The following is a 14,592-nucleotide window of genomic DNA, read 5'->3' on the forward strand; positions in this document are numbered from 1 at the left end:
TTACCAGTCTTTATCTGTTGTTTGGGCTTTGCCCTGGGGAATCAAGGCCATGCCCGGCTTATCTTGCAAACGGTTGAGGCGGTTTTCCAGCATCTGGGCCCCTGGATCGCCATTTTCTTTTTCACCTGCGGCCGTTGCTCCTGCCTGGTTCTCTTTGGGGTCCGGGGTCTGATCCGGATCCGGCAAAGGGGGATTTTTTTGGGGCCGGTCTTTTTGTCCGGACCGGTCCTGGTTGTCCCGGCCTTGCCTCTTCTGGTCCTGTTCAGTCTGATCCTTGTTTTCTTTTTGCTGATCCTGGCCAGGATCTTTGTTTTGATTCTGCTGTTCAGAGGCTTTATCCGTCTGATCTTTGTTATTCTGGTCTTTATTCCGGTCTTTGTCCTGATGATCTTTTTGGGAATCCTGATTTTTTTGATCCGGGTTGTCCTGACCCTGATTTTTTTGGTCTTGATCTTTTGGGTCCTGATCTTTTGGGCTTTGGTTCCGGCGTTCTTTTTCCTGGGCCAGTTTTTCCTTTACAAAGGCCAGATTTTCCCTGGCCTCTTGATCATCGGCAAACTCATTGACCAGGGTGGTATAATCGTCTATGGCCTGGGGTAAATTGCCCAGACGATATTGGGTATTGGCCAGGTTATACAGGGCACGATGGCGCAGGTCCCTGTCTTTGGACGTGGCGGCCTGCAAAAAATTTGACTTGGCCAGTTCATAGTCTTTTAAGGCGTAGGCAGCAGTCCCGATATTATAATAGAGTCGAAGATCCCGGGGATTGTCCAGCTGGGCCTCGATGAAAAACGTCTTGGCCTTTTCAAATTCTTTTTTTTCAAAGGCCGCTGACCCCTGTCTTGCCTTTGAAGATAAAAAATCTGCCCTGGCAGAGAGGGGGAAGGCCATGCTGCCTGCCAGAACCAAAACCAGGGCAAGGCCCAAAATACTCCTGAAGCCTGATCGCAACCCGGATCTTTTTTGTTCAGGCCAGAACAATTCCAAAACAAGCAATAAAATACCCGGCAGCAGCAGCCATTGAAACCTGCGCTCCCATACTTTTTTTCTGCCCTGGGTCATGTTTTTGCGTGTCATTGTGCCTAAAATATCTTGGGTATATATGAGTTCCAAATCCATGTCACCGGCCACGGACCTGACATACCGGCCCTGGGTCATGGCGGTTATTTTTTTTAAAGTGGTCTCATCCACCCGGGATAAAATAATATTGCCATGATCATCTTTTTTAAATCCTCCGCCGGGTTCAGGAACGGGCGCACCTGAAGGATCCCCCACCCCAATGGCAAAGACCCGGACCTTTTCTCGGGCAAGCGCCTGGATCTCGTCCATCAGGGCCTGATCCCCTTGGGCGGTATCTTCACCGTCCGTGATCAGGATAATGGCTTTTTCAGTGTCAGATTCCTTTTCAAATCCCTTGTAACAGGTCCTGAGGGCAGCCGTCAAATCGGTTCCCCCGCCCGGAAGATAATCAGGGCCCAGGACATCTAAAAATATTTGAAAGGCCTGATAATCAAGGGTGAGAGGACATTGAATCATGGCCTGGCCGGAAAAGGCCACAAGTCCTGCCCGGTCGGAATGAAGCAGACGGGACAAATCAATGATCTCTCTTTTGGCCCGTTCAAGGCGGGTGGGGCTGACATCCGCGGCCAGCATACTTCTTGAACAGTCCAAACCGATCATGATATCCACCCCCTTTGAGGTGGTCTTTTCCCAGCGGAACCCTGCCGCAGGCCCTGCCAGGGCAAAAATGCAAAGAGAAAACCCCGCCAGTACCAGACCTGCTTTAACCCATTTGGGCCCATATGAAAATCCCGGCAGGATACGGCCAAAAAGATTTGGATCTGCAAATTTAAACAGAATTTTCTTATGCCGCACAATCCCGTAGGCCATAATGCCCAAAAGGGGCAAAAGCCCCCAGAGCCAGAACAATAGATGGGGATGGAAAAATTTCATTTTTCTAAGGTATCCGAATAAATCTGGTATTTGCCAAAATCAGGCACACGAGATAGAGCAGCATGGCAGGCACCAGGAAAAAGGCAAACAACTCCCTGTATTCCACCCATTTGTCCACCTCTACCCGGGTTTTTTCCATGGCATTGATCATCTCATAAATCGCTTGAAGGGCCTGGGTGTCCTCGGCGGCAAAAAAGCGGCCATGGGTGGCCGAAGAGATGGTTTTCAGGGCATCCCGGTCCACATCCACCTGCTGATAAACATATTGTTTTCCAAACAGCCCGTCCACAAGAAAGGGGGCCTTACCTTTGGAGCCCACGCCAATGGTATGAATTTTTACCCCCTTTTGGGCGGCAATCTTTATCCCGTCCTCCCAGGACAGCTGCCCTGCATTGCTCTTTCCGTCGGTGAGCAGAATAATGATGTTGGACTTGGCCTTGACATCTGCCAGCCGTTTCAATGAGATGCCAATGGCGTCCCCGATGGCGGTCTTGGGGCCTGCTGCCCCGATTTTTAAATGGTCCAGCATAAAGGCAATGGTGTTGTAGTCCCGAGTCAAAGGCAATTGGGTAAAGGCCTGGGACCCGAACACCACCATGCCGATACGGTCCCCTTCCCGCTTCATAATAAAATCAGAGACCACCCCTTTAACCGCCTCAAGCCGGGTGACAATCTGATTGTCAAGCTTAAAGTCAAGGGCCCGCATGGACTCGGACAGGTCAAGGGCCAGAATAATATTCACCCCCTGGGTCATGACCTTGACCTTTCTGTCCCCGGCCTGGGGCCTTGCCAATGCCAGTATCATCAAACAGATGGCCGCCACCTTGATCAGGGTCAGGGCCCGCACAGCCCAGATGCCCGATGTCAGGGGCATTTTTTCCATACCTGACAGGGAAGATACCCTGAGAAAACGGCCAGGCCTTTTGGGGAACCCATGGGGATTTTTGGATCTGAAACGCCCAATGCTGCGGGCCCACTTCAGGGCCAAAAATCCCAGGGGCAGGGTCAGCAGTACGAGAAACCAGGTAGAGGCAAACCGAAACATCAGTGGTTGACCTCCTGTTCTGACAATCGTGCCTCTTGTTCCGCCTTTTCCACGGCCATGATCAAGGCACGGCCCTGTTCAAGATCTTTTTTAATCTGTTCTTTGTCAGGCTTGATGGGGGCATATCGAAAGGGGTCGCAAAGATCCTGAAAAAGGGAAACTTGAGTTCTCAAGGGGGAGGGAATTTCTTTTAAGCTGCGCAAGGTTTTTGTCAGCTCCTGGGTGGTCATTTCAAGACCGTTGAACCCATAAGTTTTACCCATATAGGTCTTTATGGTCCGGCCCAGGTCAAAATAAAAGGCCTTGGCATCATTGACCCGGGATACGGCAAGATCGTCCAATGCCTTTAACGCCGTATCATAGGCAGATATATGGGGAAGGAGATCCTTGGCCAAAGCGTTTTTCTTTCGTTTCCACAGGTACCGGACAAGGACAAACAAAAAGCAAGCGGCCATACACCCCGCCCCGATCCAGAGTCCAAGTCTTACCAGGGCCGGGTCCATACCCACCATCACAGGCGGTCTGATATCGTGGATATCTTTTATCATTTCTGCCGTCTTTCCCTGAGCCTGAAATACTGGGTAATGATATCTGAAACCGAGTCAGAGGTTTTGATGTCCACAAGATCGGTTTTCGCCCGGGAAAAAATATTCTGGGTCTCTTCATGGAGATCTGTCCGGGTCTGGAAAAACCAACGGCGAATCTTTTTGCTTCCGGCATCCAGAAAGCAATGCTCCCGGGTTTCAAAATCCCGGACTCCAACGATCCCGGATTCAGGCAGATGGAATGCGCCGGGATCATAAATCCTGAGCCCCACCAGTTCATGGCGCCTGCCCACGGTTTTAAGTCCTTTTTCATACTCTTTGGCCAAAAAATCAGAGATCACAAAGGCAAAACTTTTTTTCTTGGATATTTTTGACATAAAATCAAGGGCGGCTTTGATATTGGTGCCCTGGTTCCGGGGCTCAAAGGTAAAAATTTCCTTGATCACCCGCCAGACATGGGAGGATCCCTTTTTGGGAGGAATATATTTTTCAACCTGATCCGTGAAAAAAATCACCCCGACCTTGTCATTGTTTTTAATGGCATTAAAGGCCAGAACAGAGGCAAGCTCGGCCGTTTTTTCAAGCTTAGTGCCAAAATGAGTGCCAAAGGACAAGGAGGCGCTCATATCAATGAGCAGCATGACAATGGATTCACGCTCTTCCCTGTACAATTTGACAAAGACCTTTCCTGTTCTTGCCGAAACGTTCCAGTCAATGGTCTTGACATCATCCCCGGGAGCATACTCCCGGACCTCCTCAAACTCAATGCCCGCCCCCCGGAACACGGAGCGGTACTGACCGGCCATCAGAGTGTTGACGGTTCTCCGGGATTTGATATGAATCTGTCTGATCTTTTTTATGATATGGGCGGGAATCATCTTAAGATCAGGGCACCTCCACACTGTCAAACAAGTCCGCAACCACCTGGTCACTGGTGATTTCTTCGGCCTCTGCCTCAAAAGACAAAAGGATCCTGTGCCTGAGCACATCAGGCCCCACAAGCTTGATATCCTGGGGGGTGACATAGGCCCTTCCCGCTAAAAAGGCAGCCACCCGTGAGGCCTTTGCCAGAAAAATACTGGCCCTTGGAGAGGCCCCGTATTCAATATACCGGTCCGTATCCATTCCGTAGTTTTCAGGCGCCCTTGTGGCAAACACCAGGTCGACAATATACTCTTTGAGCTTGTCATCCACATAAATTTTTTCCACCAGCCCTGCCATTTGAGCAAGTTCCTCACAGGTGATCACCGGAGATATTTTTTCCGGGGCACCGAAACTGGTCTTTTTAAGGATCTCAAGTTCCTGCGCCCTGTCCGGGTAATCCACCATGACTTTGAGCATGAACCGGTCCACCTGGGCTTCGGGAAGCGGATAGGTGCCCTCCTGCTCAATGGGATTCTGGGTAGCCAGAACCAGGAAGGGAGAGGGCAGCGCATAGGTGGTGTCCCCGATGGTGACCTGTTTTTCCTCCATGGCTTCCAAAAGAGCGGACTGAACCTTGGACGGGGCCCTGTTAATCTCGTCCGCCAGAATAATATGGTTAAACAAGGGGCCTTTGCGGGTGATAAAATCCGTGGTTTTAGGCCGGTAAATTTCAGTGCCTGTCAAATCTGCCGGCAAAAGATCAGGGGTAAACTGAATCCGTTTAAAATCAGCCTGAATGGCAGCGGCCAGGGCTTTGACCGCAGAGGTTTTGGCCAGGCCGGGCACCCCCTCGATCAATACGTGTCCCCCAGTCAAAAGCCCGGTTAAAAGCCCGTCCACCAATTTTTCCTGGCCAACCAGGGCTTTGCCCACTTCTTTGCGAATCCGGCTCACCAACAGGTGAGCATGCTCAATGGCACGAGTCGTTTCTTCCATGAAAATCCATTCCCTTTATGCCTTGACCATGTCAAGGAGATGCGGTTTTTTGCTTTAAAATATAGTCAGCAGTATTCCGGTGTCAAGGCAGGATATTGTCACGCCCGAAACGGTTTGGAATTAAACGCCCAGAAGCTGTTTAGAATATAATGAAGAGTTAAGTTTTACAATTTTTATAATATGCTCACGAACCGATTGGCGATCTTTAAGGGGAAAATTTCTAAAGGTCATGAGAATCCCTGTGATCGAGGCGATAAATGCGTGGGAGTATAGCCGTGCACTCTCCTCTTCCACGCCGTGGCGTTGGAGCAATTTTGTAAACAGATCAAAAAAGATCTTGGTAACCGAATCAAATCTGCCCATGACCGGATGGGTGAGATCGTCTTTGAGCATGAGATAGGTCATCATCTGAAAACTGGATTCTTTTTCAATGAGATGGCCCACGAATTTCACGGCAAACTGCTCAATGCTGGCCGGCTCATCCTTTTCCACAAGCCGTTCAAACTCTTTGCTGGCAGACGAAATATCCTGAATAAAGGCCTCGTTAAATAATTCTTCCTGGCTGGGAAAATACCTGTAAATAGTGGCAGGGGATATACCGGCCTCATCAGCCACCTCCCGCATGCCCACCTCGTAAAAGGGTTTTTTGGCAAACAATGCCAAAGCGGACTCAATAACAATCTGTTTTCTTGCCAGTTTTTCTTTTTCCTTCAGTTCTGCAAATCTTGATTCAGCCACAAATCTTACCTTACGTTTATTAATTGATTTTAGTGATTTGTCGAAAGTAACTTAGTTCTAAGTTTTTATTATCATTTGTATTTGGATCTGACAAGGCAAAAGCAAACACTAATTTTTTTTGGTAAACGCTAATTTTCTTTCCTATGTATGTTTCATTGAAATCATTGATAAAACCAATCTTGGACAATGGTTTTCAAAAAGAACCTTAACCCTGAAGTCCCTATTGTTTTGGGATTAAGATCAAAGATTGACGATTCAGGTTTATAAATGGTATATGATCAATTCATTTTAAATAAAGATATGTATTATGGAAACGACAATTAAAAGAGACATATTTGATTTTGAAGTCGGCTATCTGACCAAAAGCCCTTGCCTGAACTGTGAGTTCAAAAAACAGTTGCCCAAATGCCATTCCGACTGTGTGGTTCTCGATCAAATCCAGACCCGCCTTGCCAGGGGGATCTCCTCCCAGTCCTCCCGGTATGAAAGCTGAACCAGCCCTGCCCTTGTTTCATCCCGATTCCCGGGCGCTTGTAAAAACCCATTTACCCCCTGAGCTGTATACAGCCCTGGCCCGTGTCAAAACAGGCACCGGATTCACCCTGGAACAGGCCATACAATCCGGGGTAAAACATCCGGATTCAAGCATTGGCATCTATGCAGGCGACAAGGAATCCTATACCTGTTTTTCCAAGGTATTTGATCCCATTATCCAGGCCTACCATCACCCGGGAAAGACCCATAAGCCTGAATTTTCCCCCCAAAAAATGCCCTGCCTTGACCCGGAGGGCCTTTATATTAAATCCGCCAGGGTCAGGGTGGCCAGGAATCTTGATTTATTTCCCTTTCCATGCCAGATCAGGGCAGCCCAGCGGGTTCAAGTTGAAAAGCACATTGTCCAGGCCCTTGAACAGCTGCCCCCTGATCTTTCGGGCCGATATCTTTCATTTTCAGATATGAAACCAACAGACCTAAAGGATCTTGTCCGCAAGAAACTGGCATTCCCCCGAGGCGACAGGTTCCAGGAAGCTGCCGGCATAAACCGGGATTTTCCCCTGGGCCGGGGGGTGTTTTTATCCCATGACCACGGATTCAGGGTCTGGGTGAACGAGGAGGATCATTTGCGCGTCATGGCACTTTGCTTTAACGCCGACATTTCGAAAGTTTTTAATCGGGTCTGCCGCGGCCTTGAATCTCTGACCCCTTTTTTGGGATTTTCCCATGATGACCAATTGGGTTTTTTATCCTCTTGTCCCACCAATATCGGGACAGCCATGCGGGCAGGCGTGCATATCTGTCTTAAAAAACTTGAACAGCGGCCTAATCTCTTAAAGGAAATTGTATCCCGTCACCACCTCCAGGTCCGGGGAACCTTGGGGGAAAAGACAGCTGTGGATCAATCGATCTTTGATATTTCAAATGCCCGGCGCTTAGGCATCTCTGCCAATACCATTCTCCAGGACCTTCACGCAGGCGTTACGGCCATTCTCCAGACTGAAAAAAATCTTTAGCCCCCCCTTGTATCAAACCGGATAATGCCTAATTTTTAGTTAGTCCCAACCTACAAAGGAGGTGCCTATGAAAAAAATTTGGCTTCTTATATTATTCCCAGCATTGATTCTGATTCCGGGATTTTTGATTTTTGCCGATACTGGCTCCATCCCCAAATCCAAGGAGGACCCAATGAAAAATACTCAGATCGCCACCTTTGCCGGGGGATGTTTCTGGTGTGTGGAATCCGCATTTGAAGGACAGCCCGGTGTGTCAGATGTCATTTCAGGTTACATGGGCGGCCATGTGGAAAATCCCAGCTATGAGCAGGTTTCCCAGGGCATCACCGGCCATGCAGAAGCGGTCCGCGTCGTGTTTAATCCAGAAAAAATTTCCTATTGGGCATTGCTCAAACTTTTTTTCCAGCAAATTGACCCCACAGACGAGCTCGGCTCTTTTGTGGACAGGGGAAGCCAATACCGGCCGGCGATTTTCACCCACTCTCCTGAACAAAAAGAACTGGCATTAAAGATGATCGCTAAAATCAATTCAGCCAAAATCTTTGATTCGCCTGTGGCCACAGAGGTGACAGAGGCCTCGGTATTTTATCCGGCAGAAGATTACCACCAGGACTACCACAGCAAAAACCCCATCCGGTATAAGTTCTACAGGGCAGGTTCGGGCAGGGACAAATTTATCAAAAATGTCTGGGGGAAAAAAACAAATATCAATTTTTTTGATGCCCTGCCTGTGGAACAAGAGGTCTCTGGCCAGTCTTGGGAAAGGCTAAAAGATCGCCCCATCCCAAGTGATGAAAAATTAAAGCAGCAATTAACCCCTCTTCAGTTTAAGGTCACCCGGGAAAACGGAACAGAACCGGCATTTGACAATCCCTATTGGGATAACAAACAACAAGGCATTTATGTGGATATAATTTCAGGCCAGCCCTTGTTCTCATCTGCGGATAAATTTGACTCCGGCACGGGATGGCCGAGCTTTACCCGGCCCATCAACGATCTGGCCATTGTTGAAAAACAGGACCGCTCCTTTTTCATGACAAGGACCGAGGTGAGAAGCAAAGACGCAGATGCCCATTTAGGCCATCTCTTTGATGACGGCCCCGCCCCCACAGGACAAAGATATTGCATTAACTCGGCAGCATTGGTCTTTATTCCCAGAGACCAGCTTGAAAAAAGAGGATATGCCCATTTGATCCCCCTGTTTGAATAGACCTGTTTGATGACAATTTGAGCCAGCCGGATCGATTCACACCATATGCGGGTCATATCCGGTCCAAAATAATGATGGATAGGTATGCCAGCATGGACAGGTTGAAAATGTTAAAACAAAAAAAAAGAGATCGGCGGCTGAAGTTTTGCGCCTGACGGCCCAGGGAGGGCAGGCAAAAAAAACCTGCCAACACAAAAGGGAGAACAAGGGCAAGGCCAAGAAGGATGTCTGCAAGCATGGGGCTGTTGACCCAGCCGCAGATTAAAAACAAGACCAGACCCAGGCTGAACACAAGGCTCCATATCAATACCTGGCAACGCAAACAAGGCGGGGTCCAAACCTGACCAAACCCTTTTGAATGACCATTTTCCTGCCCCTGACTCAGCTCCACCAGCATATAATGGGGCAATTGCCAAAATCCAAGACAGGCCATGAGGATAACAAGACCTGTCCGGTCTGTACAGGCAAGGGCCTCGGGCACTGCAAACCAGCCGATGGCCGGAGGGATCATGCCGCAGATCACCCCCGGAACCAGCGCCCAAAGGCCTTGTTTTTTTATGGGGGTATACAATCCATTGTAGCAGACCAGGGCCAAAAGCCCGAGCACACAAGGCCAGATGGAGGTATATGAAAGATACAACCCCCCAATGCCCATGCCCGCCAGCACAAGGGCCAGTGTTAAGGCCTTTTTTACCCCCATGCCTTTGCGTGCAAGCACCCGGTGCCGGGTCCGCTGGAACCTGCGGTCAAACTCACGGTCCTGAACATTATTGAGCCCCCCTGCCCCAAAGGCCAGGACCAACACCCAGAATCCCAGCACAAGGCTGTTCAAACCGAGATGATCCTGGGCCAGAACATGGCCTGCAAGGGCGGACAATCCAATGTACAGACTCAGATGCACCTTGATCAATTCAAAAAAATCCTGGACCCGTCTGCCTTGCCCCGACCTTGGCGAGCTTTTCAGAATGACACTACCACTCATCTTCTTGGTTGATCCATTCATAATATTCCTCGGGTGAAACCACCTTGACCACCCCGGTCATATCTGCATGGCCGGTGCCGCAAAACTCCGTGCACTGGAAAAAATATTCCCCTTTTTTTCTGGGCAGAAACCAGGCATAGGTATTCATCCCCTTGACCGCATCCACCTTGATTCTAAAGGCCGGAATAAACAGGGAATGAATCACGTCCAAAGAGGTCAGATTGAGCCTTACAGGCGTATCTACGGGAACCACGATTTCGTCTTCGGTCTCCTTGTCATTCTCATAAACAAAGAGCCAGGAAAAAGACTGGGCCGTGACATCTATTTCCATGGCATTGTCAGGCACATTCCGCAGCCCGGTATAGGACTGCCATCCAAAGACAAACATGGCCAGGGCAATGATGCTGGGAATAAATATCCAGGTGATTTCCAGCCAGACATTTCCACGGATATCTGCAGGCACAGGGTGTTTGCTCCGCCGATACCGGATCACAAAATAAATCATCACCGTGGTAATGCAAAACAAAAATAAAAAAGAAAACCCAATGATAAAATAAAACGATCTGTCCACCAGGGCGACAGGATCAACGATTTCATTCATACCTATACCTCACCTGAATGCAATGTCCCAGAATGTAAACCCGATCATGATGGCCAGAAATCCTATGGTTGATAAAAACGAAATAACGAGCATTCGTGACTCAAACTTCAGATGCATGAAAAACATCAGCACCAGGCTGGCCTTTACAGAGGCGATTCCCAGGGCGATCCACACATTGAACCGGCCCAGATCCACATAGGATGCTCCCACAGTGATGCCGGTAAGCACCAGCAGGAAAAAGAGCACTGTGGCCTGTAGCTTGTAAGATAAAATAGGGGGATGATTTTCCATTTGATATTCTCGCGTTAAATAATCAGATAAAACAAGGGAAAAATAAAAATCCAGACCAGGTCCACCAGGTGCCAGTAAAGTCCTGCATTTTCCAACAGGCCAAACCGTTTGGCCGTGATCCTGTTCGATGCCCAAAACCCCATGGCCACGGCCAGAAGACTCATGCCGACAATAATATGGATGGCATGGAGCCCTGTGACCACATAGTAAAGGCCGAAAAAAATATTCTGGCCCGCAGGCCCGTCCAAAAGCAGGTCTGAATTGGGATAAATCCCGTTGTGAATTTTATGGCCCCACTCAAAATATTTGTTTACCAAAAAGATCGCACCGCAAATTTGGGTGGCCGTAAGCGCAGCCAAACCAAGGGTTTTCTGTCCTTTTTGTACGGCGGTAATGCTGGCCGCCACACCAAAGCTTGAGATGAGCAAAATGATGGTATTGACCAGGCCCAGCACCCGGTTCAGTTGACGGCCGCCATCGATGAAATCTTCAGGATAAAAGGTCAGGTACACGGCATAGAGGACAAAAAGACCGCCAAACAACACAATCTCCGTGTACAAAAAAAGCCACATCCCCAGTCTCTTTCCGGATTCGTCATGATCTGCAGAATGAAACGCCATAGGCATCCTTTTTTTGGCTGGTCTTTATTTTTGGCTGGTCTTAATTTTGGGCTCGTTTTTGTCTGGGGCTCATACTTTGTTTTGGGCCTTGATCACCTTTGAAAAATCATAGGGATAGTCCAGAATATCCGGGTCGGTTTCAAAATTGTGCAGTGGTGGCGGAGAGCTGGTCTCCCATTCCAAGGTCACCCCGCCCCAGGGATCGGCCGCGGCATTCCGGGCGGTTCTCAAGCTCAATCCCAGATTAACAAACATCAGTCCGATTCCCAGAATCATGAACAAGGCCCCGAATCCGGCTAAAAAGTTGCCCAGGGCAAATTGAGGCAGATAATCATAATACCGCCGGGGCATCCCCCCAAGTCCTAAAATAAACATGGGCACATAGTGAAAGATAAAACCGCCGGTCACCAGGATGGATGCAATATAGGCCCGTTTAAAATCATACATCCTGCCGAACATCTTGGGCCACCAATAATGAAGCGCCGCAAAAAAGGCAAAGCCTGTGCCCCCGAACATGGTAAAATGAAAATGGGCCACCACAAAATGGGTGTCATGGACATGGATATCCGTGCCGGCCGCCCCCAGCACCAGCCCTGTCAGCCCGCCCACACAAAAAAGATAAACAAAGCACAGGGACAAAAACAGGGGCGGACTCATCTGAATGGCCCCCCGGTACAGGGTGGCGATCCATGAAAACACCTTGATGGCAGACGGGATGGCCACAACAAAGGTAAGCAGGGAAAAAACAAACACGGCTGTATCGCTCATGCCCGAGGTGTACATGTGGTGGGCCCACACCAGAGATCCTGCCACGGCAATGGCCATGGACGAGGCCACAATGGCCTTGTACCCGAAAATGGATTTCCTGGCAAACACCGGAATAATCTCGGATATTACCCCCATTCCCGGCAAAATCATGATATAGACTGCAGGATGGGAATACATCCAGAACAGGTGCTGATAAAGGATGGGGTCCCCTCCCCGGGAAGGATCAAAAAGGCCGATATTAAAAAAGCGTTCGACCATCACCAGCACCAGAGTGATGGTGACCACAGGGGTGGCCAGAAGCTGGACCCAGGAGGTGGCATACAGACTCCAGGTAAACAAAGGGATCTGCATCCACCCCATTTTAGGACTTCGCATCCGGTGAATTGTGGTGATAAAATTCAAGCCGGTAAGCATGGAAGAAAACCCCAGGACAAACGCGGCAAACACGGCGGTTGACACGTTGGTCTGGGTGGAAATGGAAAAGGGCACATAAAAGGTCCAGCCCGTATCCGGGAATCCGTCGGAAAAAAGGGCGGCAATGGCGATGCCCCCGCCCAGCATGTAAAGATACCAGGAGAGCAGGTTAAGTCTGGGGAAAAACACATCATCGGTCCCGATCTGGATGGGCAGGAAAAAATTGCCAAATGCCCCGGGCAGGGCCGGTATGATGAATAAAAAAATCATGATCACCCCGTGAAGGGTAAAGGCTGAATTATAAAGTTCCGGGGATAAAAAATTCTCCCCGGGCTGCATCAGCTCCAGACGGATCAGGCCGCCAAGAATTGCAGCCACACAGAACCAGAACAAAATGGCAAACAGATACATCAGCCCGATCCGTTTATGATCATGGGTCAAAGCCCAGGACCAAACGCCTTTGAACCTTGCAGGTGACGGGGTTTCAAAAAAAGAGGGTTCAGGGTCCATATCATCCTTTCAGCCAATGGATACACCCAATGGATGCCCTGGGTGATGCATCGGGTTTATTTATGCTGGCGGCCCCTTTTGGATCTGTATTTGGACGGCCTGACAAGAAAGAGAAGGAAACCGATCAGCAAGATCAAAATCGCAGTTCCTGTAATCCGAAACATTTTAAACACATAGGTTTTATTTTCAGCATCGTAATCAAAGCAAAAGGAGAGCACCCCTTGTTTGATGGATATTCCACTCTCCCCTTTTCCAGCCTCGCTCAATGCCATTCCCACATCAAAGGGAAGAAAGTTCGGGCCATATAGGTAACGGATGATCTTGCCCTTCTTTGCCAAGACAATCAAAACATTGGGATGGATATAATTATGTTTGCCCTGTTTGACAAAATAAAAGCCCAAAGACTGGGTGAGCTTGAGGATATTTTCCCGGTTTGAGGTCAAATAGTACCAATGGTCCAGGTCCATATCCCGGGTGATCAGATTGGCATAGTTCTGCTTGGAGGTCCTTGCATGGGAGGCATCCTCGTCATCACTGAAACTCAGGGAGATGACATTGAACTCTTTTCCCACACTCCCGGGGACCTGGTTGAGCGCATGACTGAGATTTGCCTGGAGAATATTACAGACAGAAGGACACATGAAAAAAATCGGCAGCAGGATTACAGGTTTGTCAAACACGGATTCAAGATCAACTATTTGATTTTTTTCATCCCTGAATTCAACTGCAAAATCAATAAAATCATCCAGTTTTTCATCCACTCTCACCTGGCCTGCCAAATCGGCATTCATGGCCTGGGCAGACATCTCCATCTTTTCATGGTCATGGCCACCGTTTTCATCACCCGAAAGGGTGTGATCCATCTTTTGCTCGGCCACGGCCTTAGGGGGCGATGGCCCATGGCCTGAATGGTCGTGGGTGTCGCCCAGGACACTGCCCGAGCAATATGCCATGGCCCAAAGAAATGCCATCATGAAAAAAAAGGTTCGAAATTTCATTATTTTATCTTTTGGGTTTCACCGGTGTTATAGTTGACCTCGTACACCTCCCGCCAGGCATGACCTGCCCTGAATGAATCCCGCCCAAACCCATAGGCAATCATGATGCGCGAAACCTTGTCCGGATCAATGGACTTATCCCACTTATCCTGGGCTTCTAGGAGCAGGGAAAAAGAAATGGTGGTGACCCCGTCTTCTTCCTGGCCCTCGGGATTGAGCACATGATTTTCGCCCCCCAGTTTTTCATCTGAAGAATGTCCTCTTTTACGATCGCCATAATGATCTTCTATTCTGACCTTTCCCTTTTTAACGGCCCCAATGATAATATTGGCCCCCTGCATGGCTTTTTCAGGGTCAAACCCAATGGCCACCCATCCTTGGGTTTTTGCAGAAAGTTTAACATGAATCCGGTCTTGATCAATCCGCCAAAACACCGTCATATCATCAGCCTTAAGCTCGTGATCATATTCCGAACCCATGGCCGTGCCGGGTATTAAAATAAAGGCTGCAATCAAAGCACTAAAAAAATATCGTAACATGTTTCCC

General features: G+C 48.9%; 16 protein-coding genes. 3 read left to right on the plus strand and 13 right to left on the minus strand.

Translation table 11 applies throughout. The features are described from left to right. From HUN05_18160 to HUN05_18185, 6 genes are all read right to left on the minus strand, one after another. Positions 1-1,953 carry a VWA domain-containing protein gene (locus HUN05_18160; GenBank protein ID WDP86809.1) on the minus strand — a complete coding sequence of 651 codons (1,953 nt, stop codon included), beginning with the start codon at positions 1,951-1,953 and terminating at the stop codon, positions 1-3. Positions 1,954-1,957: 4 nt separating this feature from the next. Further along, positions 1,958-2,998: a VWA domain-containing protein gene (locus HUN05_18165; GenBank protein WDP86810.1), complete on the minus strand. Its 1,041-nt coding sequence runs from the start codon at positions 2,996-2,998 to the stop codon at positions 1,958-1,960. Then, positions 2,998-3,546: a hypothetical protein gene (locus HUN05_18170; protein ID WDP86811.1), complete on the minus strand. Its 549-nt coding sequence runs from the start codon at positions 3,544-3,546 to the stop codon at positions 2,998-3,000. Before HUN05_18170 ends, HUN05_18165 begins: the two co-directional genes overlap by 1 nt. Beyond that, positions 3,543-4,421, minus strand: a complete 879-nt coding sequence (locus HUN05_18175; GenBank protein WDP86812.1) for a DUF58 domain-containing protein — start codon at positions 4,419-4,421, stop codon at positions 3,543-3,545. Before HUN05_18175 ends, HUN05_18170 begins: the two co-directional genes overlap by 4 nt. Before the next feature lie 7 nt (positions 4,422-4,428). Beyond that, positions 4,429-5,403: a MoxR family ATPase gene (locus tag HUN05_18180; GenBank protein ID WDP86813.1), complete on the minus strand. Its 975-nt coding sequence runs from the start codon at positions 5,401-5,403 to the stop codon at positions 4,429-4,431. A gap of 120 nt (positions 5,404-5,523) precedes the next feature. Beyond that, positions 5,524-6,141: a TetR/AcrR family transcriptional regulator gene (locus tag HUN05_18185; protein WDP86814.1), complete on the minus strand. Its 618-nt coding sequence runs from the start codon at positions 6,139-6,141 to the stop codon at positions 5,524-5,526. Positions 6,142-6,445: 304 nt separating this feature from the next. Here HUN05_18185 and HUN05_18190 point away from each other — a divergent pair, with 304 nt between their 5' ends. The 3 genes from HUN05_18190 to msrB all read left to right on the plus strand — a co-directional run bounded on the left by HUN05_18190 (position 6,446) and on the right by msrB (position 8,862). Beyond that, positions 6,446-6,634 carry a hypothetical protein gene (locus tag HUN05_18190; protein ID WDP88128.1) on the plus strand — a complete coding sequence of 63 codons (189 nt, stop codon included), beginning with the start codon at positions 6,446-6,448 and terminating at the stop codon, positions 6,632-6,634. Beyond that, the gene (locus tag HUN05_18195) at positions 6,624-7,652 is read left to right on the plus strand and encodes an arginine kinase (protein ID WDP86815.1); all 1,029 of its coding nucleotides are present in this window, start codon (positions 6,624-6,626) and stop codon (positions 7,650-7,652) included. The genes HUN05_18190 and HUN05_18195 overlap by 11 nt, the downstream gene beginning before the upstream one ends. A gap of 67 nt (positions 7,653-7,719) precedes the next feature. Further along, positions 7,720-8,862 carry a peptide-methionine (R)-S-oxide reductase MsrB gene (gene msrB / locus HUN05_18200; protein WDP86816.1) on the plus strand — a complete coding sequence of 381 codons (1,143 nt, stop codon included), beginning with the start codon at positions 7,720-7,722 and terminating at the stop codon, positions 8,860-8,862. A 52-nt stretch (positions 8,863-8,914) separates the two neighbouring features. Here the strand turns inward: msrB and HUN05_18205 are convergent, their stop codons facing one another. The 7 genes from HUN05_18205 to HUN05_18235 all read right to left on the minus strand — a co-directional run bounded on the left by HUN05_18205 (position 8,915) and on the right by HUN05_18235 (position 14,585). Continuing rightward, positions 8,915-9,844 (minus strand): UbiA family prenyltransferase, encoded by a 930-nt coding sequence (locus HUN05_18205; GenBank protein WDP86817.1) that lies wholly within the window; start codon positions 9,842-9,844, stop codon positions 8,915-8,917. Further along, entirely contained in the window at positions 9,834-10,445 is a 612-nt protein-coding gene (gene coxB, locus HUN05_18210) for a cytochrome c oxidase subunit II (GenBank protein ID WDP86818.1), read from the minus strand. Before coxB ends, HUN05_18205 begins: the two co-directional genes overlap by 11 nt. A 9-nt stretch (positions 10,446-10,454) precedes the next feature. Further along, positions 10,455-10,736 (minus strand): cytochrome C oxidase subunit IV family protein, encoded by a 282-nt coding sequence (locus tag HUN05_18215; protein ID WDP86819.1) that lies wholly within the window; start codon positions 10,734-10,736, stop codon positions 10,455-10,457. 14 nt (positions 10,737-10,750) lie between these two features. Next, positions 10,751-11,356 carry a cytochrome c oxidase subunit 3 family protein gene (locus tag HUN05_18220; GenBank protein ID WDP86820.1) on the minus strand — a complete coding sequence of 202 codons (606 nt, stop codon included), beginning with the start codon at positions 11,354-11,356 and terminating at the stop codon, positions 10,751-10,753. A gap of 69 nt (positions 11,357-11,425) precedes the next feature. Further along, positions 11,426-13,048 (minus strand): cbb3-type cytochrome c oxidase subunit I, encoded by a 1,623-nt coding sequence (locus HUN05_18225; GenBank protein WDP86821.1) that lies wholly within the window; start codon positions 13,046-13,048, stop codon positions 11,426-11,428. Positions 13,049-13,104: 56 nt separating this feature from the next. Then, positions 13,105-14,022: an SCO family protein gene (locus HUN05_18230; protein WDP88129.1), complete on the minus strand. Its 918-nt coding sequence runs from the start codon at positions 14,020-14,022 to the stop codon at positions 13,105-13,107. A gap of 23 nt (positions 14,023-14,045) precedes the next feature. Continuing rightward, positions 14,046-14,585: a DOMON domain-containing protein gene (locus HUN05_18235; GenBank protein ID WDP86822.1), complete on the minus strand. Its 540-nt coding sequence runs from the start codon at positions 14,583-14,585 to the stop codon at positions 14,046-14,048. Between the last annotated feature and the right edge of the window lie 7 nt (positions 14,586-14,592).

This window comes from Desulfobacter sp., assembly GCA_028768545.1.
Taxonomy (GTDB): Bacteria; Desulfobacterota; Desulfobacteria; order Desulfobacterales; family Desulfobacteraceae; genus Desulfobacter.

Coding starts and splice junctions, on each gene's coding strand:
- HUN05_18160 (WDP86809.1), bottom strand. CDS start 1,953: ATGAAATTTTTCCATCCCCATCTATTGTTCTGGCTCTGGGGGCTTTTG.
- HUN05_18165 (WDP86810.1), bottom strand. CDS start 2,998: ATGTTTCGGTTTGCCTCTACCTGGTTTCTCGTACTGCTGACCCTGCCC.
- HUN05_18170 (WDP86811.1), bottom strand. CDS start 3,546: ATGATAAAAGATATCCACGATATCAGACCGCCTGTGATGGTGGGTATG.
- HUN05_18175 (WDP86812.1), bottom strand. CDS start 4,421: ATGATTCCCGCCCATATCATAAAAAAGATCAGACAGATTCATATCAAA.
- HUN05_18180 (WDP86813.1), bottom strand. CDS start 5,403: ATGGAAGAAACGACTCGTGCCATTGAGCATGCTCACCTGTTGGTGAGC.
- HUN05_18195 (WDP86815.1), top strand. CDS start 6,624: ATGAAAGCTGAACCAGCCCTGCCCTTGTTTCATCCCGATTCCCGGGCG.
- msrB (WDP86816.1), top strand. CDS start 7,720: ATGAAAAAAATTTGGCTTCTTATATTATTCCCAGCATTGATTCTGATT.
- HUN05_18205 (WDP86817.1), bottom strand. CDS start 9,844: ATGAGTGGTAGTGTCATTCTGAAAAGCTCGCCAAGGTCGGGGCAAGGC.
- coxB (WDP86818.1), bottom strand. CDS start 10,445: ATGAATGAAATCGTTGATCCTGTCGCCCTGGTGGACAGATCGTTTTAT.
- HUN05_18215 (WDP86819.1), bottom strand. CDS start 10,736: ATGGAAAATCATCCCCCTATTTTATCTTACAAGCTACAGGCCACAGTG.
- HUN05_18220 (WDP86820.1), bottom strand. CDS start 11,356: ATGGCGTTTCATTCTGCAGATCATGACGAATCCGGAAAGAGACTGGGG.
- HUN05_18225 (WDP86821.1), bottom strand. CDS start 13,048: ATGGACCCTGAACCCTCTTTTTTTGAAACCCCGTCACCTGCAAGGTTC.
- HUN05_18230 (WDP88129.1), bottom strand. CDS start 14,022: ATGATGGCATTTCTTTGGGCCATGGCATATTGCTCGGGCAGTGTCCTG.
- HUN05_18235 (WDP86822.1), bottom strand. CDS start 14,585: ATGTTACGATATTTTTTTAGTGCTTTGATTGCAGCCTTTATTTTAATA.